Origin of the sequence: Coprococcus sp. AF38-1, assembly GCF_003603945.1 — a bacterium.
GTDB lineage: Bacteria > Bacillota > Clostridia > Lachnospirales > Lachnospiraceae > Coprococcus > Coprococcus aceti.
The window spans coordinates 195,516-221,029 of record NZ_QVGO01000008.1 but is presented as its reverse complement, the minus strand read 5'-3'; the positions used below and the strand labels follow the sequence as shown (position 1 = coordinate 221,029).

Here is a 25,514-nt window from a genome sequence, read left to right as displayed (position 1 = left end):
GCCTTACTTCTTAGGGATAACAGTATATCCGTCATGCTCCATGAACCAATCTGCCATACGCTTTGATGTGATCTCTGCCTTTCCGTTTGCGAACTGGACACCACCGGCGCCAATTCCACAGTAAGCAGTGCTATTATTGACAGATACTGTCCAGCCTGTAGACTCACTCTCTGTCTTTGGCTCTGCCACTACAGGCTCAATAACTTCGCTTGTCTGATTTGCTGTCTTCGTTTCCTTTGTTGCCATATTCAATCACCCATCCTTCCTTATGCAATCTTGATATTTCTGAGTACACCTGCATGCTGTGTATTCTTGAGGACTGTAGCTGCGATCATCTCAACCTCGGCATCCTTGACTGTACCAGGCTCGTTGAAGTTTGGAAGATACTGATCGATTACAGAACCGCCGTTCAGACTGATTCCGTGGAATCCATCGTTTACGTCAAACTTGACTGCATAGACGTCTGTAAGACCGGTTGTTGCCGAACTCTCCTTTGCGATGGTTCTTGAAAGTCCCTTCTTGACAACATGGCCAGTAGTTGCAGAGCCGCCGCTTACAGTGTAATAGTCCTGCATATCAACAAGCTTAACACCATCGATGGTGGTGACACGCTTTCCAAATGCCTCTTCACTCTCTGTCTTGTATCCAAGGATACGAGCCACTGTCTGAATCTTGGTGATCATCTCTGTGTTAGTGAGCACCGCATCAGCATCTGTGGTCTTGACAAGAAGGCTCAGTGCCTCATAGAACTCATCAGCATTAGACTTGATTGCTGTGATAGATGACAGATCAATAGCCTTGTCTGTGCCGTATTCTGTCGTGGTTCCTGCAAGCATGGAATCAAGTCCCTGGAACTCAGGGTGATCAGTTGATGCTGTTGTAGTTGCATCACCATTGATCAGTGTATAGTGGAAGAGGTTTACCACTGCCTTGATATGCTCCTCTATCTGATATGCCATATTGTCAAAGTTACCTGCTACCCTGTTGAGCACTCTGTCCATCTGAACTGCTCCGCCCATGATTGCAAGATTAGCCTCGCACTCCTGCTTAGTAGCCGCTGAAGCAGTATATGAGCCACCTATCTTTCTGAACTCTGCTGTTGCTGGAAGTACCTTTCTGAGATACTTGTACTTCATTGTTGAGCCACCACCTGATGCTGATACACAGTCATCAAATGTGAGCATCTGAAGTATTGTTGACTGTCTGAGGAAGATATCCACGATCTGTGAGAATACCTTATCACTCATACCCTTCTTGATTTCCTCTAATGTCATTGTCATAGTTTTCACCATTCCTTTCTACTTATTACTGGGTATTGTTCCCTTCATATTTCTGTCTCAATGCCTCTGCCAGGTCCTTAGGTTCTGCATTCGTATTGCCCTGATTCCCATCTGGCAGCTTATTCTCAATGATGTTCCTCTTGCCATCATCTGAGCTGGATGAAGCTGTGAACTGAGCCGGGAACTGTGTCTTTAAGTCTGTGAGTATATTGTCCCAACCTTTGATATGACCTTCATCATCAAGCTTAAGCTCCTCATTCTTCTCCTTGAGGGCCGTCTTGATCTTATAGGTCATATAATCAGTATCAACCGCATGAGCCTCAAGCAGAGCCACCTTGATAGCTGAGTTGACCTTAGTCTCCTCAAGCTCTTTCTGAAGCCTTGCATTCTCTGTCTCATAAGTTGATATCTTCTGCTGCATGCCCTCGTCACCCTTGGAAGCTTTCTTAAGCTCCTCAATGAGCTTATTTGCATTGCCAATCTCCGTGTCTTTGCCGGTGATCAGTCCGTTGAGCTTCTCAAGTTCTGAATCATACTTCTCCTTGCTGACGTACTTGCCCTCGGACAGATCTGTGTATCTTACATGCTTGAGCTTATCTGTCTCAGCGCCGTTCTTCTCGTCAATCTTTGCCTGCACCTGCTTATACAGGTCATCTCCTAACAGTTCCTTTAATTCCATCGTTTCCATCCTTTCTTGGCTTTAATCGTAGCCACACATGGTAGTTATCACTCTTGCCGGAGTTTATTCTTTGTCGGTCACAGTTTTATTGCCTTAAGCCGATTTTGGGCATAAAAAAAGACCATGTTTTTATCATGGTCTGAATTAGCTAAATATTATGTTTTAATTATTTATTTTAAATATCCATTCTCATACAAAAAAACGTTTTCTTCAACTGTCAAAGCTGAAAAAGGGTTAACCCAAGAATCATCCTCTGTTTCAAAATCAGGTGTTTTAAATTCCGATGGAATAAAGCCGAGTTTATCGCATATTCTCTGATATTCTATCTCTTTATCCATCACAGCACCTCCATTTTTACTCCAGCATCTTCAAATATGCTTCTTACATCGTCATTATACCCCTTTATCTCTAATTGAGCAAGTGCAGATGACGCTATTGGCGCATTAAATTTCTCTTTATCCACTGAATATTTATATATCTTCCCGTCGTGGCATGCGACTAGTCCAAATTTATAAGCACGTTTTTGGCAAACCATTAAATCTGCCAAGCTTGGCACGCCACTTCCCGGGTGATTATGGATTGCTATGATTGTATTTGGCCTGCTGTTGGCTAACATTTCCATCATTGCCTTATTTGGCTTTGCTGTACTTTCCTCATGATATTCCTTATTTATTTTAGATTTTCCAGTCATATAGTCAACAAATGCAATATCCTCGTATCTTGTTCCCGAACGATGAGTTAACATTTCTTTTGATCGCTGCCATGCGATTCTATTAACCCTATCACTATCTGATATTTGATTGAATTTTCTTCTGTAATCCGGAGATTCTATTATTTTTTTATGAATAACTGTATCTTTATAAATATATTTTGGTTTACTTTGTTCTTTTTCATGCTCAATCTCACACGACACCTTAAAATACTTCGTCTGGTACTCTTCAAAATCCTTTGTCTTATCCAACCCGAAGTATTCCGCTCGCTCCCTCAGTGTCTCAAGTTCTTCATCATCCAGCGCCCATCTGGCACGCTGTAAGAGACAGCAACGACAGTTACAGTCTTCCGCCGGATCTCCAAACATTCCAGGAGCCTTAATCTTACGACCACCAACCTCAAAGGGCTCATCGACTTCCCGGATCTGTCCATCAAGCATCTGATGATGTTCTCTCGTTGCTCCGTCAAGAGTGGCATCCCACTGTTTCAATACATCTGCCCCTTTGCTTTTTGCAATATACATAGCGTCCAGCGCTGACTGTACCTGTATACGATGCCCTTCAGTCCTCGCAATGCGGATAGAGTTGTTATAAGCCTTCTGAAATGGAGTATTTGCCATGTGTCTTGAGAGCTTACCAGCCACCTCATTCCACGTTGAGCCATTTGCAATGCCTCTTGATACCTCTGCTCTGACCGCTTTCTTGAGGTATGTCACATCCTCGCCCATTTTGTCGTAGAGCGACTTACTGAGCTTGCTGTCCGTCTGAATAGCTCTCACAACTGCCGCCTGATCTATCGGCATGATGATTGGGATGCCTGTCTTTTGCAGGTCATACATGACACCTGTGTATCCGTCTCTATAGCACTTCGTCAGGTAGTCAGACACAGTTGCATATGAGTTAGACTGCAGGTTACTCAGAACACCCTCAAGCTGCGCTTTCAAAGCCTCCTGATACTGTTTCTGATAGATGATGCTCTGCAGATTCTCCATATCAGTTCGTTCTGAAAGCTCTCTTATCTTCTGCTCACAATCTCTCAATGCCCGCTGATATACCTGTTTGAGTTCTTTGATTGCCTGCTTTTCTCTATTCAGTTGAGCTTTAGTTACTTGCTTTTGTGCTTTATTCATATGTTAACTCTCTTCTGATTTTGGTAGCTCTATTGCTATTCTCCAAATTGAACTTGTATTGCCTGGAATGAAATACTCTTGGTCATTTATAATAAAACTTTCACCAGAAACACCTGATGCAACATCTGGCCCAGCTAATATATAGTATGCTGATGGAATAGCGAGATACCCTGCAGGATACACATATTGAGCAAGACTTACCACGTCATGTATGTTGCTATCTTGACTCCATGCATGAGCATAATGAGATGCCTCATCCACATCAGAATAAATGATGTACCTAGCAGAAGTGAATGACATATAAGCTATTCTATCTTCATTTGTTTTTAGATCTTTTGCAGGCAATACGATATGTAATAGATCAGTAATGTTAGATCCCTCACTGAATATTCCAATTCCGAATACCACTCCTTCTTTGCATGATACAAAATGCAAAAATGCATTAGCCGCACCACTATTGGCTGATCTAGTCAAACTCATGTTATACGAATAACAATATGTAGATGTGGACGGAGTAGCCCCCTGAATCACAGTTGTCATAATCAGATTAGCTCCAGAAAGACTAAACTTAAAACCTGTTGTGTTGTGCTCATCATCTCCCATGTATAATATCCACGTAGTGTTAGACTCTACAATATTTAGTTTCATGCCAAGGGCTGCCGCAATCTCCTGCATTTTTGCGTCATTTACGTCCGCATTGTAAAACGTTGAATCCGCCTCTTTTTTTCCCAGTCTTATTCTTTGTACAGTATATCCCATCAACTAACCTCCGTTTCTGTTGGCAATAATCCATATATGCCGCATACATACCCATATGGTTTTGTATATAAAGATGTATTAATAATCATCCCATACGCTCCTGTACTAATTTTTTTCGCATTAGCAATCACATCATCAAAAGATTCATTGCTTGCGGTCGGCACTCCCTTCTCAGTGATGACCGCCGCAAGCCTTCCTTTGACATCACTGCCATGTTTTTTTACTTCATCAAGTTCCTTGTAAAGCTGTCCTGCAAGATCTGTCATATACCGCTCTTCAATCTCACTCTCAACTGCTTCACAGCCCTCAAGAACCTTCATTCTTGTGAGCTTGGTGTTGATCTCGTTGATGATGTTACCCTCACTATCAAGCTTCTTGAAGCATACAGTGAAGCCGACATTGCCCGGCACTGTACATGCAGTAGCACCAACAAGCCAATCAAAGGTTATAATGCTTGCATCATCAGAGAGTGTATAATTCTCTATAAAATACACATCTTTCTGCTCTTCTTCATTCACATAGTTGATTGATATCTGATATTCAGTGAGATCTATGCCCTTATACGTTGCCGGCACTTCAAATGTCAGCCGGTTTACATCTTTGTCATGATATACACCGATGACCTCGCCAGCCGGCATCTTCACCGCTCTTGTATCTAAATCTATCTTGTATCTTTTATTTTCCATCTGCTCCACCTCCGTTCTCGACATCTGTATTGATGTTATCAAGCACCTTCTGAGCCTCTTCCGTGTTCTCCTCCTCATTCTTAGGCAGCTTGTCCTTGATCTCCTCATAATCAATATCAAGCCAATCACAGATAGCTTTGATAATAGTCTCATCATTAAGTATGCTTGCAACATTAAGTATTGTATTGATCTCTGTCTGCCTTACCTGAGCCTCTGTAAGTTCTATTTGTGCATTTTCCTGTGCATTGCTCATAATCTCATGAGCGAACTCAAAATAAACATCCTCGGCCTTATATGCCTTGTTCTCAGCCTTGTTGATCTCGTCAATGACAATCTCTACTATCCTCCTCAAGAACTTTCTAAGAGCTTTCTCTATCTTTTTTGCCTTAAGGTCAAGCAATGAGTAGGCCGCCTTAATGGCTATATTCGTAGTTGCTGATGTGTCCTTGAGTCCGGCGGTATTCAGCCCCATGCCAAACCTGTATATATTCTTTTCATCAAGCTCCAGCTTAGCCTGCCTTGCCTGGTATGGGACGTCAACAGTCTTGACATCTACGTCACCATCCTCACCTATACCTATGATCTTCTTTGTTTTGAGGTTTGTCTGAAGCTCATTCAGGTTGTCTCCCTGAAAGCCTTTGATAGCATATAGTGGGGAATCAAAGTCTATGAGGTTGTTTGACAGGCTTGAGGCCATCAGGTCATAGTCATCTATGAGTGGCTTTACAGGCTTAAGGCTTGAGAACTGCTTCTTGTTGTTATCCAGCCGGAAGAATGGAATATAGCCAAATCCATCAAAGTAGGTGGCCTTATCTCCATTACTCTTTGTATAAAGTACATGAGGCTTTGGGTTGATTGGTTCAGTATCGTCTAACACCACCGCCCCATTATTAACCTGAACATAATAATATGTTTGCTTATCATCCCAGACCTGTATTCTCTCAATAGTCTTGTGCCCTTTGTCTATCCTGTCCGTATAGTGGTAAATCGTGTATGCACAGCCATCATCTGTGTCCTTAGCTCTTACCTCAATAACTCCGATACTGTCAGCATTGGCAAATGACATCATATCTTTGGCGTTCTTGTATGCGTACATATACGCAAAGCCTTTGACCTGCATATCCGTGATAGCGTCAGAAAGCTCAGACATGAACTCATCATTGTTGTTGAAATACTTGTCCATGTGCTTCTGCAGTTCAGTGTCGTTGGACTTTACAATGCCATCCCCTGATAAGATATACTGAGTGCATTGGTCAACCAGCTCTGTGAAGAACGGATGCGGTATCTTCACATTGCTTCTAGTCTTGTCCTCTACCAGTTCGCCGTCCGCATTGTAATAGAACAATCTATACTTCTCTATGTCATGATCGCCGTCATAGTATCTTTCGCCTGTCCGGGCGAACTGCTTCTTTTCTGATGTGCGGTCACTGTCTATCAATTCTTTTATCTCGTCAGGGGTTAGCATTTTTTCACCTCTCTATACCAGCCATGTTCCCTTAGGCTTATCATTCTCATATACACCAGTCAGAGCATCCGGAGCATCATCATGAGCATTCTTACCCTCTTTCTGATACTTCCTTATTGCTTCCGCAAAATCTGGCCATCTGTCTTCCCAATTCACAGGGAAGAGAACGTTCTGCATTACTCCTGTGCTATTTGACAGGATCCTTGATGTCTTATTCTTTGACTGAAAGAACCACTGTATTTTAGTGTGAGTATTTCCCAAAGATTTCAGTTCTCTTATAACGTTTCTGCTGAATCCTCGACCGCCATTATTGCTCTCTATTAAAGCATTACCAACGTTATTGTTTGTCAGCATCTGAGCTGTTGCCGGCTCAGTAACTTCCATTGGCTCTTTTGTATATAAAACGTCAAGTATGTAATATGTACTCTCATACATGCCATAACAAATAGAACACAGGTAATCGCCACCTGTGTCTGCTGTATCTGTATAATTCAATATATATTTGAATAGGTTATTACCCTTGCTATCCCTCGGAATATCCGTATATGTCTTGATATGACTGTATAGTCTGCCCTTGACATCTATAGGCTCCTGCTGGTAATTTGCAAGGATTATATCCTTGTTCATATTCTTGGTCTTTATCTTGTAATCCTTATATGACAGGATAGCTTCACAGAGCATTGCCCCATCGTCTTGTACTGCCTTGTAATTGATATGAACTACATTGTCATAGTTGGCAAGTACATATCCGGCAAGATCTTTTGTTGACCATCTTGTCATAATTATGATGATTTTAAAATCATTCTCTGTTCTGGAGAGCATTGTATTGTTGAACCAGTCAATCTGCTTCTGCAATACTGATTCATTGTAGGCTTCCTCACTGTTCTTGATAAGATCATCTATTATCATGATATTACAGCCAAATCCTGTTGCTGTACCTGTCGGAGAAGTTGCAAGGTAATTGGCCTGTTGACTGCCCTCAAGACTCCATTTCTGTGCTGCAGCCTCGCCATACTTTATCTTTGTGTCAGGGAATATATCTCCATATGTCAGAATGCCCTCTGTAGGCTTTTCTGCTATAACATCCCTGACAGCCTTTGCAAATGTTCCTGACAGGGTCTCATTATATGATCCTGTCATAACCTTTTTGTCTATACCATATTTACCAAATAACCACTGAACAAATTTAGTAGCTGTTCGTGATTTTCCGTGTCTTGGTGGCATATTCACCACCATTATCTGTTGCTCTGCTTCTTCTACGAACCACTGCAGCTTATCCGCAAGATCATGCAAGAACGCTCTGTCGTTACTGTAGAAGTCAGGAGAGGTCAGCTTGCAATACTGCCAGAACTCTCTCCTTGATAGCTCTATCTTTAGCTGTTGCTGTAATAAAGGGTCATGTCTATCAAACGTCATCAATAAGTTTCTTCAATTCTTCGGTTGTAAGCCCCTCAAATACATTTGGTGTGGTATTCTTCACTTCCACCTTTTCTGTGAACATACCCAAATGCTTACCCAGGAGCTCCAACGCCTGTATCTTGCTATAAGGCTTTATTTCAAAGCCATCTCGACCCTTTTTTATAACTGCAATAGCTTTCTTCTGATCCTCTGTCAGTTCATCTGTCAGAATAGGCTCTACTGTCCTGTATTTCACCTGATTGCCGTCCTCGTCAAGTACCGGGACCATGTTCCCATCAACTTCTACCATGGCATCCTTTTCAACTACTCTTGCATAGTCAGATGCCTTTGCAAATGCGATAAGTGCAAGCTCATGTAATACGCTATCCTGAGTTATTTCTGTGCGCTTTTCACGCTCTTTCTGACGTTCTTGAATATATACTTTGACGTTAACATTAGTTAACAATCTGCTTGCAGCGGCCTTTGCCGTCTCGTCTTTTTTCACAGATGGATAAGCAGCCTTATAAGCTCGTGTGCCATTAAGGTCAACCAGCCATTCATCTGCAAATCTTTTTTGCTTTTCTGTTATTGCTCCCAAATGTCACACCTTCTTTCTGTTACTTTCTCACTCTCTTCGGAATCACAATCTTGTACAGCGGTTTACATACATTCTTTACCTCTCCACCCCAATTTATAGTTGGCTGAAATTTGTATATCTTAGTGCACTTAACCATCACCTTTATCATGGCTATTGGTAAAGCCAGCCTGCCAAGTATCGGATGTATGTATTCAAAACTATATTCAGGTCTCACGACCTCAAACCTTTTAATCTTACTCATATCTCACACCTCAAACAAAATAGCCCAGTGGGGGAGAGAATCAACAACGACATTTTCACATTTAACTTAAGGAGTTTACATTTTTAACCACTGGGCATAAGAAAAGGGACACAACCGATTATGGCGAACGGTCATGTCCCTTATGAATCAATATTTCATGGTCTATCTTACAGCACAACCATGTGTTTGTACAATGCTTTTAGTGTGCTATAAATGTGTCAGATTTTAGATAATCGCCCCATGTCCGCTGGAACTCCTGCAGAGCCCAGCCATGAGCATGTCTTATCCAGTCATATGAATATTCCATCTCCTCTGCAATATCCTTTAACGATTTATAATTTATGTACTTCTGATACAGTATCTCTGTATACTTCGTATTACGCAACTGACACATCTGGTGAACTGCTTTATTTCGGAAATCTTCAAATGTTTTTCTGCATTCATTCATCTCAGTTTCAAGGTCAACATATCTGCCAACTGTACGACTCATAGTATCTGCCACGGCACTGGACTGTACCCTTTCCTTTGAATAGTCAAATCCCCCCGGATTCATTGCAAGTTCTTTCATCTTGAAATATTCATTGCTTAACCTGTCCATGTAATCCTCAAGCATTTTGACCTGATTTAGATACTCTTTCGCTTTCACCGCCTCACCTCCTACTTGTTGACCTCAAGCGGAACAAACATGGCTCCTCTGGTCTTTAGTTTTTTCTCTGCTGCTTCCATCTGTGTCTTGATGACATTCATCAGCCATGCAGCACCCGCCATTCTTGCTTCGTGTAGCTTTCTATCTGATTTTGCCATCCTCTCACTCCTTCCGCATGAATCTGTTCATCAAATGGTTGTCAGGATCCATCTTCATTCTGAATCCTATCTGGTCCTTGCCCTGTTTTTCACTGGCAAGCTCTGTGCCCCCAAGAAAACTGTGAAGTTCTTTCAGACAGTCCGGGCAAAGGTTCTTCGATTCCACCGGGTCATCGAATACATCAACTACTCTTGTTCTTATAGCTATTCCATGTTCAAACGGCAGGTCGTAGAACCCGCCGCATCTATCGCATTTGCCTGCATATGCCATTATGTATCACCTCTCCTTTATCAATTCTGGATTATCAAATATGTTGCCAATAACTTCAACTCGATTTCCGTTTTGAACATATTTCCATAAATCATCATTCAAAGACCCACTTCCACTCTCTCCCATTCCGATAGCAAAAGTTGTCCTAAAATCTTTATAAAATACTTTTCCAAGTCTTTTCTTTGTATCTTTGTCCGGGAATGGACAATCATCATTATCTCGTTGGAACAAAATAATGTCACCTTCCCATATCAGCTTGCCGTTCTTATCCTTCAAGCCTGTGCACTGACAGATAGTATCTGGTCGCACTTCAAATGCAAATGGTGCCCCTGCTTTATTGCTGATATACCATTTATTTTCCTTACAATGTAAAAATCCTGCAACCCACTCTCCATTACAAATTTTCGCCTTGAATAGGCATCTATCTTTCATCTACTCCACCTCTTTCGCATCGTTCAAATTCTATTACCCACACCCACGGATTCGCACTCCAACCGTAGTAATCAAGGTCGGATTTCTTGATGGTGGAGTTCCAAAGTTTATGAAATCCATCGATCATATTAGGGTCTCCACCACTATCTGGATCCGAAAGCGTTGGATGCCATCCGTTGTTTTCATAACATGCTTCATCCCAAGGGTCTGTGCCCTCCATGCATGCTTGTTCTTCTGTAATCTCCTGCAACCTCTCCACCCTCACATCCGTAACCTTAAGCCAGATTCGTGCCGCTTCTTTCGGCATGTGGATGGATGGGTGCCATTTCATCTCAATTTCTTTTCCACCCCGGTAAAACTTCTCTGTATCGGAGTAGTCCGCACGGTAGATATACCGTTCTAATCCTTTGCGCCATGTTTCCCGGACATACAGGATATCATCTGTGTGATATGGTGGATTCCACCTTCTTTTTAGTTCTTCATCCGTGATATCCTCTGGAAGTTTGTATTCATCTCCCCAGTTTTCATATGCTGTTTTACTTGGATATCCCCAGGTACCGCAATCACCCCCTGCGAATGTATAGCACAGTCTGCCTTGCGGCTGTGGGTTCACAATTCTTCTGGTACAACTCTTTCTCCCGTCCAAAATTGCCCGAACCATCGGTGTATTGAATAAAATTGGTTTAATTGACATCTACACCGCCACCTTTCACAATCTCGATTGCATGCCCATAACTTCTTGCTTTCTCTTTTCCCAAATTCCCGTCGTATGCATTCTCCCAAAACTTTCGCTCATTTTCTAACTGCTCCACAACCGCATCCACATCGTATATTTTTTCTGAACTGCATAATTCTTCAATCTGATCTACGATAAAGTAATCACAGGTTCCACGATTAGAAGTATTTATGAGTTCCATCACATCATCTACCCTTACATATTTACCACTCATCGTTCACTCTCCTGTTCCATGCTTTAATTTCTTTTCTCTCTGCGGCATTATAAGAACCCGCCCATGTTCCACCGCTTCTTCCGTGGCAATTATTGCAGATAATCTGTGCCCAAAATCCCTTATCTTCTCCCGGAATTCGTTCATAATTCATTTCAGCTTTCCCACCGCAAAACGGACACGGCTTTAATTCTTCATTCATTCTTCATCACTCCTCTGTTATTTCTGTATAGATAAGGTCTGCAAGCTCATCCCGTTCCTTTTCTTTGAGTAAAGATATTATATCTTCGGAATTTTCTATTAAATAATCAGCAATCTGTTCTATGATTTCAGCTATATCCATTTCAATCACTCCAATCTAATTTCTGGCCACAATTGGCACAATATCTATCAGGTAGCCCTTTTCGCTCTGCATCAGCACATGGTGCTCATTGCCTTGATGATTGTCCAGCGCTTTCAAACCCTCACCGGGACATTCTCCTCTTTTCCGTTCTTCGTGAGTATTCTCACCATCCGCCCCGGTCGGCATATGATGTTGAACGTGGCATCTATCTCAAATTCTGTCATGTGTCTCCTCCTTATCCATATTTTTGCGCAAAAAAATACCAACCATTAAATAATGATGGTTGGTATTTTTATCATTTATTTTATTTCTGTAGATTTCCCAAATTCAAACTCACCCTTCTTTATGCTATCATTCTTTTTATAATAAATTTGTTCATATAATTTACTAGAATTGTTATGTTCATTACTGCAATATATAGATAACTTTAAATTTGTATGTTCATCCTCTGTCCACAAATTTTCTAAAGCCTTAGGTAAAATAAATCTAACCGCATATGTAGCATTAGTATCTTTCTTATCATAAGGTGCAATTATTTGTATCTTTTTGTACGGAATATCTAAATTGATAGCATTTAGTATATTTCCCCCGTTGCCATTATATACCGTTATTAACTGCGCTTGTATAAAAACATTTGTAACATAAAACTTTGATAAGTTCACTATTTTTACCCTATATTCATCTTTATCATTTTTTGCAATTTTGTCTGATATAATTATTTTAGGACTTTTGTTCCAATAATAAAAATTCATAAAAACAGATGATATAACACCTGAAATTACACCTGATACAATACTCATAAAAAATGCCATATAGCTCCCCCCCTAGTTATATAAAATTTATTAATATTGTATCATTCCAACCATCATTATTCAATTATCAATGTGCTACTATTCTGCTCATATGTTTAATGAACTGATCAACTTCAAAGTGTTTGTGCTTGGTTTCCATGATTTGATGTAATCAACAGCCTCCTCAAACCTGAGACTAGGTGTATTAGCCCTTGCATTTACATTGAAATAGTCTTTGTAATCCCTGCCAATCTCTGCAAATACTTTCTTTGATAACTCTTCGTAGGCGCATGTATTTTTTCCACCGAGCCATGTTACTACTGTAGATGACATAAGATCTGTAAGGGTTTTCTGCTGGCTATAATCTATTGTCATTGTGTTTTCCAGCTTTGTTACCCTGTCAGATACATCATCTATCATTCCAAGTTGGAGCCGCATCATCTCCTGTGAGGTAAGTGGTTTCTGGTATCCACCTGTCTTACGAATTGATGGAAGCACCTCACTTGTCACCCACTTCTTGAACTTCTTGGCATTTGGGAGTTTACTCGATAAGATGAGGCTATACAAACCTGATTCATTGATTATTGCCATTGTCTGAGTTCCTCCAGGGGTGACAATTTTTGTCACCCCTTTGTCGTCATCATCAATATAATCTCTCAAAGCCCTCTGTGGATTACTATGTCCTAGTATCTCCGCCACATCTTTCCCTACAAACCAAGGCTCACCATCTTTTACTACTGTTCTTATCTCTCCAAACTCTTTATTCTCAAATATCTTCAAATCGTTCATTCCATACCTCCTCTATCTATACAAAACACAACTGTCCGTTCTCTTCTTCGCCTATCCTCATGTTTGGCATCCTCTTCCTTACACACAGCTCCGGAAGATTTGATCTCACCATCGCCGCCGGTATAGGTGGACAGACTGCATTTCCACATCTCTTAACCTGTTCACTTCTTGAATATGTCTTACCTGTGTTGTCATGATCTATGATGTAATCATCCGGAAACCCTTGGCACCCATATAACTCCTTTGGCTCAAGCATTCTGAGACCAATGTCCACTATCTGATACTCAACACCTTGGATTGTTACAAGGCCGAATCGGTCTCTTGATGTCACTGTGTCAAGTGGCTGTTCTATATCCTGCCCTGTACCCTCTCCGTAGTATTTAATCAAGAATGCTCTGACCTCTCCAAAATGTCCGGCTGATGTTGTAACTGTATGCAGCGGCTCTCTCTCATCCTGTCCTATTCCTGTTTTGTAGAACTTACTGAGGAACGAAGTCACAAGGCCATATCTGTTTGAACTGTCCACTGTCATGATCGGATTCTCTATACCTTGACCTCGCACCTCGTCTGAATTGGTCTCCGAATGATATTGAATAAGTGTAGGACTTATTAGACAGTGCTCATTCTTGCTGACAATAGTAGTAAGTGGTTCTCTCACATCTTTGCTACGATCTGCAGAGAATCCAGTCTGACCTATCTGAACCATATATGGTTCTACAACTCCATATCCGTGCTTCCCTGTAATCGTCGGCATTGGATCTCTTATGTCCTGTGGCTTTCTATCGCCGCCATGATTGCACTGGATGATGAACGGCTCCGGATTATCCAGAACGAACTTCTTCAGCCCTCTTGCAATCCTCTGCATAGTCTTTGGTGCAAGCGGCCTCACCGCCCGGATGCCATACTTCTCCTTGATCTCATCTGATGTATCAAAGATACTCGGACAAGGTAAGCTGAAATCAAGCTGTGTATATGCTCCAACATAAGGCTTGAGCAGTCCCGCCTTGACCTCTTCACTGTCTGCCGGTGCATGCGTAGGCTTTGGCCACATGATAGGTGCACCATCACACCTTGCGATCATAAAGAACCTTTTTCTTTTAGTCGGTGCTCCGTAGTCTGCCGCCACAAGCTCTCTGAACTGTACCTCATATCCCAGCTCATTGAGCTGCTTTACAAACTTCCTGAAAGTATCTCCTTGCTTTGCCTTTATCGGATGATGTCCTCTGTTGAGCGGGCCCCATGTCTTGAACTCCTCAACGTTCTCCAGCATGATCACTCTCGGTCTCACAAGAGCCGCCCATCTGCAAGCTACCCATGCAAGCCCTCTGATGTTCTTATCCTTTGGTTTGCCACCCTTGGCCTTTGAAAAATGCTTGCAGTCTGGTGAGAACCAGGCAAGAGCTACCGGGTGTCCCTCACAGGCTTTCACAGGGTCAACCGCCCACACGTTCTCACAATAGTGCTTTGTGTTTGGATGGTTGACCTTATGCATCCTGATGGCTTCCGGGTCATGGTTGATAGCTATATCAACGCTGTATCCTGTAGCCATCTCAATTCCTGTTGATGCCCCGCCGCCTCCGGCAAAGTTATCAACAACAAGCTCTCCGTTTATCATGGCAGCACCTCCGGGTAATCATATATACTCAGCTGTACCGCCGGTACATCTTCCCACGGCACTCCGATATAATCTAGGACTCTTCCCCAGCCGAACTTTTCTCCTGTCTCTGGATCCGTGCAACACCTGTACATGTAGAACTCCCATTCCTTTGGATTTCTCTCTCTGAGTCTATCAAACCTGTGTGGTCGTTCTTCCATATGGATTCCAAAGCCACACATGCTGCAACCTGTACGCTGCGCTCCTGTCGTTCTGAGATTGCCGTGTCCATCATCCTGTATTTGTCCATATATAGCCGGTATGATCGCTTCAACCGGCTCGTAAGGTATTGTGTTGCCAGCCTTATCCTTACTGTATGGCTGCTCATAATAAAGCTTTGCAAACACATCTGTATGTGCGTGATACCAAGTGTCCATCTCCTGAGCAAGTCTCAATATGTCATTTCTGAGGTATGGTGCAAATGGCGCTGATCTCATTACTGTCTTGCCGTAATAATTACACCCATGATCTGTGAGAGCTTCTTCTCTCTGTCCACCTTCGGATGCCATCATGCCAAGGAACGGATAGCTTGAATGAGCCTTAGCCCAGTCATCGCATGGCTTCTCTTTCAGCCAATAGCAACAATCATTTGACACCTTGAAATTTGGCTTGTAATACATAACACCTTCATTCTCGTTCTCATATCCTCCGAACAGGTTAAGCCACTTCTGTGGCAACTTCATGCGGCTGTTCTTCCGGAAGTGTCCAAGCTCTCCACATTCGCCTGTGATTATTGCATGTCGAACTGTCTTATTGTTTTCAGTCGGATTCTGAAGCAGTGCTATCTTGCCCGCTATCCTCTTGCTGATAACCGGAAACCCAACCTCATTGAGTACCTCAACTTTTGTCTTGAGCGGTTTCAGGATTGTCACTCCAAGAGCTTTATGTACCCGCTGTATACTCTTATCTTCCAGAGATGAAACCGAGACCGCTGGAACATTGATCCCTATCGACTTCAGGAATACGTGTAATGTAATACTGTCAAGACCGCCAACACTCACATGAGCCGTTTTGTCTCGTATCCGCATCTGCTCCATGAACTCTTCAGCTCTAAGTCTGGATCGCCGCACCTTAACTTCATACGGCTGGCTCTGGAGCATTATCATCTTCTCCCTGGCTTCTTTCTTGCGCTTCTTGTATTCCTCTAAGCCCTCGTCCGGGCTGTCAAGTTCGCCATCCTCTCCAAAAATTCTCGTTATTAAGTCTTCGTTCATTCACTTCTCAGGAACCCGCTATAGCATTACCCCGGCCGGAGGTTCGGCTCCTTTCGTGTGTTATTTGTTTAGATCATCGGCAGGTATCCTCACCGATTCTTCATTTTTTCTATTTTTTCCCTAATTCTATCCGGCATTGGAACACTCTCTGACTTATCTTCCAGTATCTTAATTTCGCTTACATTCCTTGCAGGCAAGGAACTTATCGCATGTTTCCTTAAATCGTCTATTTCAGTAGAACAGCCCTGAGCGATATTCTGAACGAGCTGCCTTACTTCGGTTGGCATTTTTGCGATTTCCTGTGCCCTTGCAACCTCAGTACGATAGCAACGCTGAAACTGTGACATTACAACCTGCTCATTGAAATCTTCATCTAACGCCCAAATTCGAAGTTGACTTGGAAGTCCAACTGCTTTCTGAACCACCGGAGGCAACTTTGCATATTCTTCCACCGAATTGTAGGCACTGTTCCGAATTGCTTTGCTGACCAATGCCCATGCTTCCATTTCGTTCAGCTCCTGTGGTTTGGTGATTGAGTGAATTTTATCAATCAGTTGTCCGGGAGCTGGTGCGAACCCGCTTGTATTTGTTTGCATATAGACCTTAAATGCCATGGCAATTTCATCTTTGCTGTATTCCTCTAATGCCATAGTCCACGCATTGACCGCTGCTGTTCTGCTTGGAGGGTTGTAATTTGGATATGTAGCCTGCACCATAGCAAGTAAATCTTGCACATCTTCTCTTGTCATCAACTACTCCTCCATTCATTTAAAATGTCCCGCTCACCATTTCTTGAAAATGGCTGCTGATTGTTATTTTTGCTGATCTTATCCCATAAGATCCCCTTGTAGCTGTTTCCCATTGACAGGTCGATTACATCTACCACCGCCGCATCTCCATTTTTCTGTGCCTCTTTGGATATTTTGGTTAGTAACGACTTCATGCCCTGTTCAACATAATCCTCTTTTCTGGCAACCTTATACTCAATCCATTCTCTGACTTTCTCCAAAAGAAAATCCGACATGGAATAATTCAGTATGAGCCTATCCAAAATCTGAATACTATCCTCTTTGGTCTTACGTACTCTTTTCGTTTTGGGCTCATCATTTGCCACCTGCAAGGGGGCTATAAGGGGTGTATTGTCTAATCTTGTTTCCTCTAATTTCCTTTTCTCTTCTCTACTTTCCTTTCCTTTACTCTGTGTATTTCTTCCACCATTTATCGAATTTCTTCCGTCAAAAATTGAATTTATTACCACTTTTTTATTATTTTCGGGTACAGCAATTAAAAGGTACTCTTTTTTCAGTTCAATCTTTTCTCGCTTGGACGTAGCATTCAAATATCTTTTTTGCACCCCTTCAGATGTTAAGATATTGAAATCATTAAAAAGTTGTTCTGAAAAAATGTCCCTTCTGATACAAGCTGCCACTATATCTGCTATTAAATTTTTATTGTCACTCGGTAAACCGTTCTCCGACATAAAGAGCAACAACGAGTCTGTAGTCCATTCACAGTAGTAACCAAATCCTCCATAGATTTTCTGATAGAGTTTGACAAGTACCGCAAAGCCTTTCAGTCCAAATTCAGCTTGTATCAATCTGACCTTTTCTTCCATGTGGCAATCCAATTCAAAGTAATCAAGTCCTGCTTTGGTTGGTCTGCCTGCCATTTATCATCTATACCTCCTTGATTCTGATTCCATATATGTGGAGCATCAACTTGCGCTTTATAATGTATTCCTTTGTTCTCATGCCCTTCGCATCTTCAACAACCATGCAGTTGTTTTCTAAGTCCCAATAAACAAAATCAGCCACATATGCGCACTTACGCTCCAGGAGCTTTCCCGGTTTGAATCTGCCCTTGTTGGGTCCTTTTCCATAGATCTCATTCGTGTGTTCTCTCTGAGCTGGTATCAGTTCAAATTCTCTCTGAAGTTGCAAGCCTGTTATCTTGCCAGCTTTCTCAAGTGATTTCAGCTCTGTGTACCTCTGAGCCTCTTTCTTGCTGTCAAATGTGATGCCGTCTATTACAGCCTTCCTGTTGCCGTACTTGGCTCGTGATCTGTTCCAAGCCATTGTTACTCCTTTCCCCCTGTCGCCCTAAAATAAGAGCAACAGGGATATATGCTAAGACATTACGCTGCGTGTTGTGATGTATTATGTAATGTCAATGTAACCTACTCTACTTGAAACTTCCGAATAGTGCCGCCTCGGCAGCGTTCATCTGCTGCGGCTCTGTCTGTGGATTCTCTGCCGGTGCCGGTTGCGGATCTGAAATATTTGAGTTGCTATTTGAGTTATTTTCAACAGAATTTGAGTTGTTTTTCGCTTCCTGTGATTCCTGCGGATTCTGCATCTCTGGTCGAACATCATGTGGTACTTCAACAGGAAGCTCCACTGGCTCAACCTGTCCCACTTCCTCTGCTGTGTACATACCAGATACATTGTGTGGAAACGACTCACGAAGAGCCTGTACAAGTGCAACCTTCCTGATCATTGTTGCTGGTCTCTTTGACCACTGGCTGTTCAGTGTTCCGTCCTTCTTTCTTCCAACATATTCATCCATGCTCACTTCAACCCTGCAAGAGTGTGCCCTATCCTTTCTGAACACCTCAGCAAATCCGCCGATTACAGTCTCACCAGGAAGCTTGAATGTTCCTATTCTGTATTTTATATCTCCTTCTTCCGTCTCTACGATAATTCCAGATGTACTACCATCATATGCCGGGGTTGATTCAGCTCTCTTCTGAAATGCCTCTTTGCCGATAACCATTGCCGCTGGCTCATTGCCATATTTGATACAGTATGCTTCTTTAAGCCATGGATTTAGGCCATTAAACCTGCACAAATTCATGAAAACTACAAGCTCATTTATTGATACCGCTTCTTTATTGCCACTTACCAAATAATTCCTTACAAGCTCAGGTGACAATGAAACCATCACACCATTTGCGTCATATTCAACTATTCCTGTCTTCTTTGCTCCCTGTGGCTCCTTCTTGGCCAAACTGTTATTTACTGCCATTATTTTCTACCTCCGCTATTATACTCATTAACTCTGTCTCCAGTTCTAACGTATCAATGTTGCTGCTATTTAACTTTGCGATCTCTACAGCCTTATCTATCATCTGCTTTGCCGCCTCTGCACCAAAATCTTCTTCAACAATAGTTCGTACTCCTCTTATAGCTGTCATCATTTCGACGATCAGCATGATTGTTGACCCGTCCAACTGTACTGAACCTTTATTTAATACAATCATCTTGATCCTCCTAATGCATAATCATATCTTCTAACATCTTGCGCAGTACCTCTTTCAGAGCCTGTGGCATTTCCCTTATGTTGTCCTTGTTTATATTGGCTTTTGGCAATATCTTAAATAAAACATCATCTATGAGGTCACTCATAATCTCGTTAATGTCTCCCTCAGCTTTGGATGCTTCCATTGCTCTGCTTATCATTTCTTCTGTAGCAACCTCTCCATATCTTTTAGCAAGCGACTCTCTTAAACTCTTCATTGCAAGTGCTAATTCTGATATAAGCACAGGTGTTGTTCCTCTCATTGATACTGATCCCATTTCTGACTTAATCATCTTGTTACCTCCTACTTAATCGCTCTAAATGTTATATTTCTGCTCTGGAAGAACTCTCTCAAGGCTGCTGCATCATCCGTTGTAAGTTCAACCTCAAACTTGACTACCATCTTCTGTGGTTCCGGCTGTGATTCCTCTACTGGTGCTGGCTGTGCATCCTCAGGTGGTGTCATAGCCTGTGCCATTGCGGCTCTCTGCTCCTCGGCAGCTCTCTCCTGTGCCTTGCATTCTTCTTCAGCCTTTCGTCTTGCCTCTTCTGCTGCTTTTCGTGCCTCTTCTGCAGCCTTTCTCCTTGCCTCAGCTTCTGCCTTTGCCTTGGCAATCTCTGACATCCTCTTAGCCTCTGAGATGGCCTTGTTGATGTCTAATGTCTCCTTGAATACCTCTGTAGCCTCAAATCCGAACTCCGGGAGCTGACTGAGTGTAAGCACTCCGTTGCCGATCTCATACATCTTTGCCCTCATCTGATCTTCGATACTCTTCATTGATACCGAAGCATTCAACCACTTCGGATCCCAGATCTTCTCCAACGTGACAAAATTCTGGAAACCTATCTGAGAGAACAGCACTTCAATGGCTTTCTGCTTTTCGGCCTTGCGTTTCTCATCGTATGCCTTGACCTGTTCATCTATCACCGCTATAGGCTTGTCTATAATGCCTATGATTTCGTTGATCTGAGCCTTAAACACATTAAACGGCTGCATGTATTCTTTCTCTCTTCTGATGCGCTCATCATTGAGGGCTCTCTTCAGCTTGTTAAGGTTCGCCTTGTCTGCCTTTGCGTCCTTGATCTGATCATCTGTGTATACCAGCGTCTCATAAAATGAGACCTTAGATGTAAGCTCAGCCTTGAGCTCTTCGTAGTTAAAATCAATCTTCTCCGGTATCGCTACCTCATTAACTCTTAATTCCATTTTCAACCTCCTAATTCAGCACCAGCTCCATCTGGTGACTCTCCTTGTTCTCTCGCACCATTGCCATGATGCGTGCTGTCTGTCGCTGTCTCTCTTCCTCACAGTCGCAGTGTTCGCCTGGATCCAGGTAAGCACCACACTGCGGACATTCGTTGTAATACATGCCATTTCCTTTCATATCTCCGGGAGTATCAGCGGTGGTTCTTTCTTTGACTGTACGCACTCCCAGAAGTCTCTTTCAGCGTCAATAAGATACTGAATGTCTTTCTCTACCTCCGACCGCTCTATCGGATAGTGTTTAGTCTGCAAATATACCTCTCCATCAATTTCAAACTTGAGCTGTGCCTTGAGTACCGCATATTCAAACTCTGTCACCATCAAGTAATGAAGCACCTGTATGTAATAGTTATCTGGCACTCTGTTATCCCATTTTTTCTTCTGACTTGACTGCAGGATCTCTGTGGTCTTGATCTCAAGCACACCATTGCGTCCATCCCGGTCCATAAGCCATCCGTCAAGGCTTGCATGCGCCCATGGGTACTTATCATTCGTGAACATGTTGTTTTCCACATATCCAACTTGATACTGTGGATAATCCAACTTGAATAGCTCCCTCAGATGCTTCTCTGCCTCTGTGCCGTACTTGACATAAGGCTTATCTGATATGTCCTCCGGCTCTATGCCGTATGCTTTCTCTTTAAACAGTTCCACGTTTGTCTTGTATGGGCTCATCCCAAAGATGGCCGAGGCATCAGAACCGCCTATCTTGGTTCTTGCCCTAAGCCATTCTTCGTGGCTTCCAAGCACTTTCATCTCAACCATGTTCTATTCCTCTCTGGCATCTTCAATGCTGTTCATAAGTTCAAGCACGCCATAAAGTCCCAGCTCCGTGAACACGGTTCCAAGCAAGTACGCCACCAATCCTACCGCCGGCAGTGCAAGCAGCACTTTTGCGTTGAATAAGATGTTGTAGGCCAACAGCAAAAATAAAATAGTCATTATTACAAGGCTCACCATCTTGACAGCCTTTGTGTCTAAGTTCTTCCTCTTCATTGCTTTTCTTCCCCTTTTCTGCTATGATTTTCTTGAGTTATTTTTTATTTGCACCGGCGGAACTGCTATTCCAAAGGTGCTTTTTTACTGTCAGGGATCTAATTCATCCCAGTTTATGACGGCTTCTTTTGCTACCTTATTTATGTCGAACGGCGGCACTCGTCTGCCAGCGTCAAGCTGTTTCTTGTACTTCAGATAATCCACCAAGGCAAGCACATTGACCCTTGTTACTCCGGCACCATCCAGTATGGTGTATGGTCCATATCTGCCAGACTGGACATATCTGTCAAGATCTGCTATACGTCTGGTTGCTGTAGATAATGACATCTCAAATATCTTCATCATTTTCGCCTTGCTTATGTACGGCAACCGGCCAATCTCCCTGACACCTATTACCTGTATGTCTTTGACTGCTCTGCTCATTGCTCTCATCTCCTTTCCTGTGATATAATTGATAAAAAACTAGGGGGGATCTTATGCCTGTCACAAAATCAGATATCAAAATATTGAATTATGTCCACCATCGTCATTTCCGACCTGTCACCTATATGTTGCTTTCTGGTAAATTCAGCAAGCATGAAGTAAACAATCTTATCAAAGGTGAACTCTTGTCCTACGTTCCTGTAATCGTTGATTATCAAGGAATCCCATCGGAAAAGCTTGCCGCCGAATCTGCAATATCACTTACCAAAGATGGTATATATGTAGTTGAACAGAATCAGTGGTTTGATACCCAATATCTGCTTACGCAAATAATCGTCCCTATACTGGTTGGTGTTGCAAGCGCCGTCATCACAACAGTCTTATTACGATTACTGTAGCTATGCCTATGGCTGCTCCTATCAGTCCCATCACTGCAGGTCTGATATAATCGCACCAAAGATCTTCCATGAAGTACGGCTCTTTGAGTTTTGCCTTTATCTTCTTTATCATATCTCTCCTTTCTGCTGTCCATTTTAATTGGATTTAGATGGCAAAAAAATATAGTCTAACGGCATATCATACAGTCTTGACAATTCCTTAGCCTGTGAGATTTTAGGTTCTGATGTACCTTTTTCCCAACTAACAATAGTCTGCTTACCTACTGCCATATGTTTTGCTACTTCTTCCTGTGTCATTCCTGCATTTACTCTTGCTGCCGCTAAACTAATCTGGATCTTTTTCTGTGTTTTCAATTTTGCTCTCACTTCCTTTCTGTATCATGTTCACATTGTATATCCATTTTAATTGGATGTCAATACCAAAATTCATTTTAATTGAACTTTTTGTTGTCAATTATTCAATATTGTTGTATTATAATAATAAGTTTTAAAAGGGGGTGCACCTTATGTCAGACGATAAACAAAAAGAAGTGTTTGCAAGAAATTTAAATAAATATTTAGAAAGAAGTGGAAAAACCCAAAAAGAGGTTGCTCAGGCAATTGGAGTTATTCCTACTACATTTAATACTTGGTGCTTGGCACAAGCTCTACCTAGAATGGGCAAGGTCCAACTTCTTGCTGACTATTTTGGTATAAACAAATCAGATCTTATCGAGGATAACTCGGATACTGAGTATTATTTAGACGCTGAGACCGCAAAGAAAGCACAAGAGATATTCGAGAACAAGCAACTCTCTCTTCTCTTCGATGCCGCAAGGGATGCCAAACCCGAAGATTTAGAGATAGTACAGAGTATGCTCTTGGCTCTCAAAAATAAAGATAATAAATAATGCTGTGCAAAAAACATCCCACTGTTTTTGATATATATATATTGCATAAATAATCAAATAAGGAGGGGATAGCAATGACGGATGATATATATGTTCAGTATCTTGATATGAAAGCAACTAAAGTAAAAGAAACTGTGACGTGTAATGAAGATGGTTCATATACTGTGTTCCTTAATACACGCTTCACAACAGAACAATTGAATGAGGCATATATCCATGCTTGCAGACATATAGATCGGGATGACTTTCACAAGGAGTCTGCAGATTCTATTGAAGCTTATGCACATGGGTTGCAAAAATAATTAACAAATGAAGGGAGAAATTCGATGAATCAAAAACAAGAAAACAAATGGTATTTAAGTACATGGTTTATTGCTATTCTATGCGCATGCTGGTTTCTTATACTTCCGGCAATCGGTGGCATAGTATTGATGATAATGAAGACCATGGACGAAAAGAAACAAAAGGAAGCCAATCAACAAATTATTCAACAGAATGCCCAACTTGCGGCTCAGAATGCTCAGATGAATCAAGCAATGCAAGACATGAATAAGACTATGCAAGATTTAGGGGTGCATGACCATCAGCAGTCAATGGCTAAGCTTAATCAGGTGAATGCCGAAATATCCGAAAGCCTTGCCACTATAGATAAATTACGTTCAGATATTGCTACACTCCAAACGAAAGATGATAAGTTGCAAAAATCAGTAGCGACCCAGGAGCGAAAGATCTCTCGTGCTAAGGAGATCTACAGCAGTATTGAATATGCATTAGATAACTTCATCACTGCTGACATTCCATATAATGAATGCCGAATTAGCCAATCAGATATTGAGGACGCTAATCTCATTGCCCCATCTGTTATCCTTAAATTACATTGTATGGATATAAAAAGCTTGCGAAAAGCATACAGAGAAAACGAGAAATCCATTGACACTCTCAGACAGCAATATGCTATCAGATACACTACTAAAGCCAACAAAACGATTTACGACCTCATTGTCAAGGGGCTGGAATCTGAGATGCAGAACGTCTTGTACAATTTAAAATATGACAAGCTTGACAACGGTATTGAACAAATAAAAGATATCTGTGCTAAGTATCTAAAGATTGCAGCTGAAGGTAATCAAACAATTGCCGGAACTCTTACTAAGTTCATAGGTGAAATGGAATATCTTTTCATCAATGCTGCAAAGATAGAGTATAACTACTACGTCAAGAAAGAACAGGCAAAGCAAGAACAGCTTGCAATCAAAGAACAGATGCGTCAGGAGGCAGAGGAGCGCAAGGCTCTTGAGGCCGAACGTAAAAAAGTGGAGCTTGAAGAGTCAAAATATGAGAATCAGATATCTTCCCTCAAAGAACAGGCGGAAGCTTCAGAGGGTGAAGCCCTTGCTGCTCTGCAAGCTCGTATCCTTGAACTGCAGGCTCAGCTTGCAGATGTAACAATCAAAAAGGATGAAATAGCAAAGTTGCAAAATGGTAAAGCTGGTAATGTTTATATTATCAGCAACTTGGGGTCATTTGGTGAGAATGTATTCAAAGTCGGAATGACAAGAAGAATAAATCCACAGGATAGAGTTAATGAACTTGGAGATGCTTCTGTTCCGTTCAAATTTGATGTACACAGCTTTATTTTCTCTGATGACGCTTCTGGTCTTGAAACCGAACTTCACAAGAGACTTAATGATCGCCGAGTAAACAAGGTAAATCTTAGAAAAGAGTTCTTTAATGTATCAATAGATGAACTTGAAGAACTTGTAAATGAGATCTGCCCTACTGCAGAGTTCAACAGAACAATGCTTGCTGAAGAATACAGACAGTCGCTGTCAAGTTCTGAAGCATATACTTCTGAATATTCAACAGAGGATGAGACAGATGATGAGGATGATGAGGATGAATAATATCATCTTCACATTATAAAAAAATCCCCCAGGTGCGGGTACACCTGAGGGAAGTTACCCACAAACCGAAGGCTTATGAATAACAGTGATCGCAAACTATATTATACCATAAGCCTTCCACTTTTGATAGGCTTATTTTTTATGCCTATTT

At 41.9% G+C, this 25,514-nt stretch carries 40 protein-coding genes; 4 read left to right on the top strand and 36 right to left on the bottom strand.

All coding sequences use genetic code 11. The features are described 5' to 3' along the window. Positions 1-3: 3 nt before the first annotated feature. The 34 genes from DW025_RS13215 to DW025_RS13070 all read right to left on the bottom strand — a co-directional run bounded on the left by DW025_RS13215 (position 4) and on the right by DW025_RS13070 (position 22,171). On the bottom strand, positions 4-246 hold the full coding sequence (locus tag DW025_RS13215) for a hypothetical protein (RefSeq protein WP_120000294.1): 243 nt from the start codon (positions 244-246) through the stop codon (positions 4-6). A 20-nt stretch (positions 247-266) separates the two neighbouring features. After that, positions 267-1,280 carry a major capsid protein gene (locus DW025_RS13210; RefSeq protein WP_120000292.1) on the bottom strand — a complete coding sequence of 338 codons (1,014 nt, stop codon included), beginning with the start codon at positions 1,278-1,280 and terminating at the stop codon, positions 267-269. Positions 1,281-1,305: 25 nt separating this feature from the next. Further along, a complete protein-coding gene (locus DW025_RS13205) occupies positions 1,306-1,959 on the bottom strand; it encodes a phage scaffolding protein (protein ID WP_165854794.1) in 654 nt (217 codons plus the stop codon). Between the two features lie 170 nt (positions 1,960-2,129). Further along, positions 2,130-2,297, bottom strand: coding sequence for a hypothetical protein (locus DW025_RS14915; RefSeq protein ID WP_158576516.1), 168 nt, complete (start codon positions 2,295-2,297; stop codon positions 2,130-2,132). Further along, the gene (locus DW025_RS13200; RefSeq protein WP_120000289.1) at positions 2,297-3,799 is read right to left on the bottom strand and encodes a phage minor head protein; all 1,503 of its coding nucleotides are present in this window, start codon (positions 3,797-3,799) and stop codon (positions 2,297-2,299) included. The genes DW025_RS14915 and DW025_RS13200 overlap by 1 nt, the downstream gene beginning before the upstream one ends. Before the next feature lie 3 nt (positions 3,800-3,802). Further along, positions 3,803-4,558 carry a hypothetical protein gene (locus DW025_RS13195; protein ID WP_120000287.1) on the bottom strand — a complete coding sequence of 252 codons (756 nt, stop codon included), beginning with the start codon at positions 4,556-4,558 and terminating at the stop codon, positions 3,803-3,805. Then, positions 4,558-5,244, bottom strand: a complete 687-nt coding sequence (locus DW025_RS13190; protein ID WP_120000285.1) for a hypothetical protein — start codon at positions 5,242-5,244, stop codon at positions 4,558-4,560. Before DW025_RS13190 ends, DW025_RS13195 begins: the two co-directional genes overlap by 1 nt. Continuing rightward, positions 5,234-6,709 (bottom strand): phage portal protein, encoded by a 1,476-nt coding sequence (locus tag DW025_RS13185; RefSeq protein WP_120000284.1) that lies wholly within the window; start codon positions 6,707-6,709, stop codon positions 5,234-5,236. Before DW025_RS13185 ends, DW025_RS13190 begins: the two co-directional genes overlap by 11 nt. Positions 6,710-6,721: 12 nt before the next feature. Then, positions 6,722-8,125: a phage terminase large subunit gene (gene terL / locus DW025_RS13180; RefSeq protein ID WP_120000282.1), complete on the bottom strand. Its 1,404-nt coding sequence runs from the start codon at positions 8,123-8,125 to the stop codon at positions 6,722-6,724. Next, positions 8,115-8,705: a terminase small subunit gene (locus DW025_RS13175; protein ID WP_207666813.1), complete on the bottom strand. Its 591-nt coding sequence runs from the start codon at positions 8,703-8,705 to the stop codon at positions 8,115-8,117. The genes terL and DW025_RS13175 overlap by 11 nt, the downstream gene beginning before the upstream one ends. Before the next feature lie 19 nt (positions 8,706-8,724). After that, a complete protein-coding gene (locus DW025_RS13170; protein WP_118649416.1) occupies positions 8,725-8,946 on the bottom strand; it encodes a hypothetical protein in 222 nt (73 codons plus the stop codon). A gap of 199 nt (positions 8,947-9,145) precedes the next feature. Further along, a complete protein-coding gene (locus tag DW025_RS13165) occupies positions 9,146-9,592 on the bottom strand; it encodes a hypothetical protein (protein WP_120000280.1) in 447 nt (148 codons plus the stop codon). Between the two features lie 11 nt (positions 9,593-9,603). Next, positions 9,604-9,750, bottom strand: a complete 147-nt coding sequence (locus tag DW025_RS14910; protein WP_165854793.1) for a hypothetical protein — start codon at positions 9,748-9,750, stop codon at positions 9,604-9,606. Between the two features lie 4 nt (positions 9,751-9,754). Further along, positions 9,755-10,021 carry a hypothetical protein gene (locus tag DW025_RS13160; protein ID WP_120000278.1) on the bottom strand — a complete coding sequence of 89 codons (267 nt, stop codon included), beginning with the start codon at positions 10,019-10,021 and terminating at the stop codon, positions 9,755-9,757. Positions 10,022-10,027: 6 nt separating this feature from the next. After that, a complete protein-coding gene (locus DW025_RS13155) occupies positions 10,028-10,453 on the bottom strand; it encodes a YopX family protein (protein ID WP_120000276.1) in 426 nt (141 codons plus the stop codon). Further along, entirely contained in the window at positions 10,443-11,147 is a 705-nt protein-coding gene (locus DW025_RS13150; protein ID WP_207666812.1) for a hypothetical protein, read from the bottom strand. The genes DW025_RS13155 and DW025_RS13150 overlap by 11 nt, the downstream gene beginning before the upstream one ends. After that, positions 11,137-11,403: a hypothetical protein gene (locus DW025_RS13145; RefSeq protein ID WP_120000274.1), complete on the bottom strand. Its 267-nt coding sequence runs from the start codon at positions 11,401-11,403 to the stop codon at positions 11,137-11,139. The genes DW025_RS13150 and DW025_RS13145 overlap by 11 nt, the downstream gene beginning before the upstream one ends. After that, a complete protein-coding gene (locus DW025_RS13140) occupies positions 11,393-11,602 on the bottom strand; it encodes a Lar family restriction alleviation protein (RefSeq protein ID WP_120000273.1) in 210 nt (69 codons plus the stop codon). Before DW025_RS13140 ends, DW025_RS13145 begins: the two co-directional genes overlap by 11 nt. A 6-nt stretch (positions 11,603-11,608) precedes the next feature. Next, a complete protein-coding gene (locus DW025_RS15325; protein ID WP_165854792.1) occupies positions 11,609-11,743 on the bottom strand; it encodes a DUF4837 family protein in 135 nt (44 codons plus the stop codon). 299 nt (positions 11,744-12,042) lie between these two features. Next, positions 12,043-12,555: a hypothetical protein gene (locus tag DW025_RS13135; protein ID WP_120000271.1), complete on the bottom strand. Its 513-nt coding sequence runs from the start codon at positions 12,553-12,555 to the stop codon at positions 12,043-12,045. 87 nt (positions 12,556-12,642) lie between these two features. After that, positions 12,643-13,323: a BRO family protein gene (locus DW025_RS13130; protein ID WP_120000269.1), complete on the bottom strand. Its 681-nt coding sequence runs from the start codon at positions 13,321-13,323 to the stop codon at positions 12,643-12,645. A 16-nt stretch (positions 13,324-13,339) separates the two neighbouring features. Continuing rightward, on the bottom strand, positions 13,340-14,938 hold the full coding sequence (locus DW025_RS13125; RefSeq protein ID WP_120000267.1) for a DNA cytosine methyltransferase: 1,599 nt from the start codon (positions 14,936-14,938) through the stop codon (positions 13,340-13,342). Then, positions 14,935-16,191: a hypothetical protein gene (locus DW025_RS13120; RefSeq protein ID WP_330522147.1), complete on the bottom strand. Its 1,257-nt coding sequence runs from the start codon at positions 16,189-16,191 to the stop codon at positions 14,935-14,937. The genes DW025_RS13125 and DW025_RS13120 overlap by 4 nt, the downstream gene beginning before the upstream one ends. An 89-nt stretch (positions 16,192-16,280) precedes the next feature. Then, entirely contained in the window at positions 16,281-16,940 is a 660-nt protein-coding gene (locus tag DW025_RS13115) for a replicative helicase loader/inhibitor (RefSeq protein ID WP_120000265.1), read from the bottom strand. Next, complete coding sequence (locus DW025_RS13110; RefSeq protein ID WP_120000263.1) at positions 16,940-17,860, bottom strand: DUF4373 domain-containing protein; 921 nt, start codon at positions 17,858-17,860, stop codon at positions 16,940-16,942. The genes DW025_RS13115 and DW025_RS13110 overlap by 1 nt, the downstream gene beginning before the upstream one ends. Before the next feature lie 7 nt (positions 17,861-17,867). Beyond that, positions 17,868-18,266 carry a DUF1064 domain-containing protein gene (locus DW025_RS13105; protein ID WP_120000261.1) on the bottom strand — a complete coding sequence of 133 codons (399 nt, stop codon included), beginning with the start codon at positions 18,264-18,266 and terminating at the stop codon, positions 17,868-17,870. 106 nt (positions 18,267-18,372) lie between these two features. Beyond that, positions 18,373-19,215 carry a phage recombination protein Bet gene (gene bet, locus DW025_RS13100; protein WP_120000259.1) on the bottom strand — a complete coding sequence of 281 codons (843 nt, stop codon included), beginning with the start codon at positions 19,213-19,215 and terminating at the stop codon, positions 18,373-18,375. Continuing rightward, a complete protein-coding gene (locus DW025_RS13095; protein WP_120000257.1) occupies positions 19,202-19,450 on the bottom strand; it encodes a hypothetical protein in 249 nt (82 codons plus the stop codon). The genes bet and DW025_RS13095 overlap by 14 nt, the downstream gene beginning before the upstream one ends. Positions 19,451-19,460: 10 nt before the next feature. Beyond that, a complete protein-coding gene (locus DW025_RS13090) occupies positions 19,461-19,781 on the bottom strand; it encodes a hypothetical protein (protein ID WP_120000255.1) in 321 nt (106 codons plus the stop codon). 11 nt (positions 19,782-19,792) lie between these two features. Further along, positions 19,793-20,695, bottom strand: a complete 903-nt coding sequence (locus DW025_RS13085; protein WP_120000253.1) for a DUF1351 domain-containing protein — start codon at positions 20,693-20,695, stop codon at positions 19,793-19,795. 10 nt (positions 20,696-20,705) lie between these two features. Continuing rightward, complete coding sequence (locus tag DW025_RS14900; protein WP_158576519.1) at positions 20,706-20,873, bottom strand: hypothetical protein; 168 nt, start codon at positions 20,871-20,873, stop codon at positions 20,706-20,708. Beyond that, entirely contained in the window at positions 20,870-21,517 is a 648-nt protein-coding gene (locus DW025_RS13080; protein ID WP_120000251.1) for a YqaJ viral recombinase family protein, read from the bottom strand. Before DW025_RS13080 ends, DW025_RS14900 begins: the two co-directional genes overlap by 4 nt. Before the next feature lie 3 nt (positions 21,518-21,520). Then, positions 21,521-21,748, bottom strand: a complete 228-nt coding sequence (locus DW025_RS13075; RefSeq protein ID WP_120000249.1) for a hypothetical protein — start codon at positions 21,746-21,748, stop codon at positions 21,521-21,523. Between the two features lie 90 nt (positions 21,749-21,838). After that, positions 21,839-22,171 carry a hypothetical protein gene (locus tag DW025_RS13070; protein WP_022215959.1) on the bottom strand — a complete coding sequence of 111 codons (333 nt, stop codon included), beginning with the start codon at positions 22,169-22,171 and terminating at the stop codon, positions 21,839-21,841. Positions 22,172-22,224: 53 nt separating this feature from the next. Between DW025_RS13070 and DW025_RS13065 the strand changes: the two genes are divergently transcribed. Beyond that, entirely contained in the window at positions 22,225-22,569 is a 345-nt protein-coding gene (locus DW025_RS13065) for a hypothetical protein (protein WP_120000247.1), read from the top strand. On the opposite strand, the gene DW025_RS14895 is transcribed toward DW025_RS13065, so the two are convergent. Together DW025_RS14895 and DW025_RS13060 are read right to left on the bottom strand one after the other, a co-directional pair. Next, a complete protein-coding gene (locus tag DW025_RS14895; RefSeq protein ID WP_022215961.1) occupies positions 22,541-22,681 on the bottom strand; it encodes a hypothetical protein in 141 nt (46 codons plus the stop codon). The two genes, DW025_RS13065 and DW025_RS14895, sit on opposite strands and share 29 nt — an antisense overlap. Before the next feature lie 23 nt (positions 22,682-22,704). Next, complete coding sequence (locus DW025_RS13060) at positions 22,705-22,923, bottom strand: helix-turn-helix transcriptional regulator (protein ID WP_242859615.1); 219 nt, start codon at positions 22,921-22,923, stop codon at positions 22,705-22,707. A gap of 152 nt (positions 22,924-23,075) precedes the next feature. Here DW025_RS13060 and DW025_RS13055 point away from each other — a divergent pair, with 152 nt between their 5' ends. From DW025_RS13055 to DW025_RS14990, 3 genes are all read left to right on the top strand, one after another. Beyond that, positions 23,076-23,459 (top strand): helix-turn-helix domain-containing protein, encoded by a 384-nt coding sequence (locus DW025_RS13055; protein WP_120000245.1) that lies wholly within the window; start codon positions 23,076-23,078, stop codon positions 23,457-23,459. A gap of 74 nt (positions 23,460-23,533) precedes the next feature. Continuing rightward, entirely contained in the window at positions 23,534-23,761 is a 228-nt protein-coding gene (locus DW025_RS13050) for a hypothetical protein (RefSeq protein WP_055222309.1), read from the top strand. Between the two features lie 24 nt (positions 23,762-23,785). Beyond that, complete coding sequence (locus DW025_RS14990; protein WP_243104993.1) at positions 23,786-25,363, top strand: GIY-YIG nuclease family protein; 1,578 nt, start codon at positions 23,786-23,788, stop codon at positions 25,361-25,363. The last annotated feature ends 151 nt before the right edge of the window (positions 25,364-25,514 follow it).

Bases quoted from the DNA above. Each gene is read 5' to 3' on its own strand.
- DW025_RS13160 (WP_120000278.1), bottom strand. From the start codon at position 10,021: ATGGCATATGCAGGCAAATGCGATAGATGCGGCGGGTTCTACGACCTG.
- DW025_RS13105 (WP_120000261.1), bottom strand. From the start codon at position 18,266: ATGGCTTGGAACAGATCACGAGCCAAGTACGGCAACAGGAAGGCTGTA.
- DW025_RS13070 (WP_022215959.1), bottom strand. From the start codon at position 22,171: ATGAGCAGAGCAGTCAAAGACATACAGGTAATAGGTGTCAGGGAGATT.
- DW025_RS13065 (WP_120000247.1), top strand. From the start codon at position 22,225: ATGCCTGTCACAAAATCAGATATCAAAATATTGAATTATGTCCACCAT.
- DW025_RS14910 (WP_165854793.1), bottom strand. From the start codon at position 9,750: ATGGCAAAATCAGATAGAAAGCTACACGAAGCAAGAATGGCGGGTGCT.
- DW025_RS13150 (WP_207666812.1), bottom strand. From the start codon at position 11,147: ATGTCAATTAAACCAATTTTATTCAATACACCGATGGTTCGGGCAATT.
- DW025_RS13055 (WP_120000245.1), top strand. From the start codon at position 23,076: ATGTCAGACGATAAACAAAAAGAAGTGTTTGCAAGAAATTTAAATAAA.
- DW025_RS13170 (WP_118649416.1), bottom strand. From the start codon at position 8,946: ATGAGTAAGATTAAAAGGTTTGAGGTCGTGAGACCTGAATATAGTTTT.
- DW025_RS13145 (WP_120000274.1), bottom strand. From the start codon at position 11,403: ATGAGTGGTAAATATGTAAGGGTAGATGATGTGATGGAACTCATAAAT.
- DW025_RS13120 (WP_330522147.1), bottom strand. From the start codon at position 16,191: ATGAACGAAGACTTAATAACGAGAATTTTTGGAGAGGATGGCGAACTT.
- DW025_RS13185 (WP_120000284.1), bottom strand. From the start codon at position 6,709: ATGCTAACCCCTGACGAGATAAAAGAATTGATAGACAGTGACCGCACA.
- DW025_RS14915 (WP_158576516.1), bottom strand. From the start codon at position 2,297: ATGGATAAAGAGATAGAATATCAGAGAATATGCGATAAACTCGGCTTT.
- DW025_RS13200 (WP_120000289.1), bottom strand. From the start codon at position 3,799: ATGAATAAAGCACAAAAGCAAGTAACTAAAGCTCAACTGAATAGAGAA.
- DW025_RS15325 (WP_165854792.1), bottom strand. From the start codon at position 11,743: ATGGATATAGCTGAAATCATAGAACAGATTGCTGATTATTTAATAGAA.
- DW025_RS14900 (WP_158576519.1), bottom strand. From the start codon at position 20,873: ATGAAAGGAAATGGCATGTATTACAACGAATGTCCGCAGTGTGGTGCT.
- DW025_RS13190 (WP_120000285.1), bottom strand. From the start codon at position 5,244: ATGGAAAATAAAAGATACAAGATAGATTTAGATACAAGAGCGGTGAAG.
- DW025_RS13115 (WP_120000265.1), bottom strand. From the start codon at position 16,940: ATGACAAGAGAAGATGTGCAAGATTTACTTGCTATGGTGCAGGCTACA.
- DW025_RS13215 (WP_120000294.1), bottom strand. From the start codon at position 246: ATGGCAACAAAGGAAACGAAGACAGCAAATCAGACAAGCGAAGTTATT.
- DW025_RS13050 (WP_055222309.1), top strand. From the start codon at position 23,534: ATGACGGATGATATATATGTTCAGTATCTTGATATGAAAGCAACTAAA.
- DW025_RS13075 (WP_120000249.1), bottom strand. From the start codon at position 21,748: ATGAAGAGGAAGAACTTAGACACAAAGGCTGTCAAGATGGTGAGCCTT.
- DW025_RS13155 (WP_120000276.1), bottom strand. From the start codon at position 10,453: ATGAAAGATAGATGCCTATTCAAGGCGAAAATTTGTAATGGAGAGTGG.
- DW025_RS13110 (WP_120000263.1), bottom strand. From the start codon at position 17,860: ATGGCAGGCAGACCAACCAAAGCAGGACTTGATTACTTTGAATTGGAT.
- DW025_RS13080 (WP_120000251.1), bottom strand. From the start codon at position 21,517: ATGGTTGAGATGAAAGTGCTTGGAAGCCACGAAGAATGGCTTAGGGCA.
- DW025_RS14895 (WP_022215961.1), bottom strand. From the start codon at position 22,681: ATGATAAAGAAGATAAAGGCAAAACTCAAAGAGCCGTACTTCATGGAA.
- DW025_RS13205 (WP_165854794.1), bottom strand. From the start codon at position 1,959: ATGGAATTAAAGGAACTGTTAGGAGATGACCTGTATAAGCAGGTGCAG.
- bet (WP_120000259.1), bottom strand. From the start codon at position 19,215: ATGGCAGTAAATAACAGTTTGGCCAAGAAGGAGCCACAGGGAGCAAAG.
- DW025_RS13135 (WP_120000271.1), bottom strand. From the start codon at position 12,555: ATGGCATTTTTTATGAGTATTGTATCAGGTGTAATTTCAGGTGTTATA.
- DW025_RS13210 (WP_120000292.1), bottom strand. From the start codon at position 1,280: ATGACAATGACATTAGAGGAAATCAAGAAGGGTATGAGTGATAAGGTA.
- DW025_RS13095 (WP_120000257.1), bottom strand. From the start codon at position 19,450: ATGATTGTATTAAATAAAGGTTCAGTACAGTTGGACGGGTCAACAATC.
- DW025_RS13125 (WP_120000267.1), bottom strand. From the start codon at position 14,938: ATGATAAACGGAGAGCTTGTTGTTGATAACTTTGCCGGAGGCGGCGGG.
- DW025_RS13090 (WP_120000255.1), bottom strand. From the start codon at position 19,781: ATGATTAAGTCAGAAATGGGATCAGTATCAATGAGAGGAACAACACCT.
- DW025_RS13195 (WP_120000287.1), bottom strand. From the start codon at position 4,558: ATGGGATATACTGTACAAAGAATAAGACTGGGAAAAAAAGAGGCGGAT.
- DW025_RS13085 (WP_120000253.1), bottom strand. From the start codon at position 20,695: ATGGAATTAAGAGTTAATGAGGTAGCGATACCGGAGAAGATTGATTTT.
- DW025_RS13140 (WP_120000273.1), bottom strand. From the start codon at position 11,602: ATGAATGAAGAATTAAAGCCGTGTCCGTTTTGCGGTGGGAAAGCTGAA.
- DW025_RS13130 (WP_120000269.1), bottom strand. From the start codon at position 13,323: ATGAACGATTTGAAGATATTTGAGAATAAAGAGTTTGGAGAGATAAGA.
- DW025_RS14990 (WP_243104993.1), top strand. From the start codon at position 23,786: ATGAATCAAAAACAAGAAAACAAATGGTATTTAAGTACATGGTTTATT.
- terL (WP_120000282.1), bottom strand. From the start codon at position 8,125: ATGACGTTTGATAGACATGACCCTTTATTACAGCAACAGCTAAAGATA.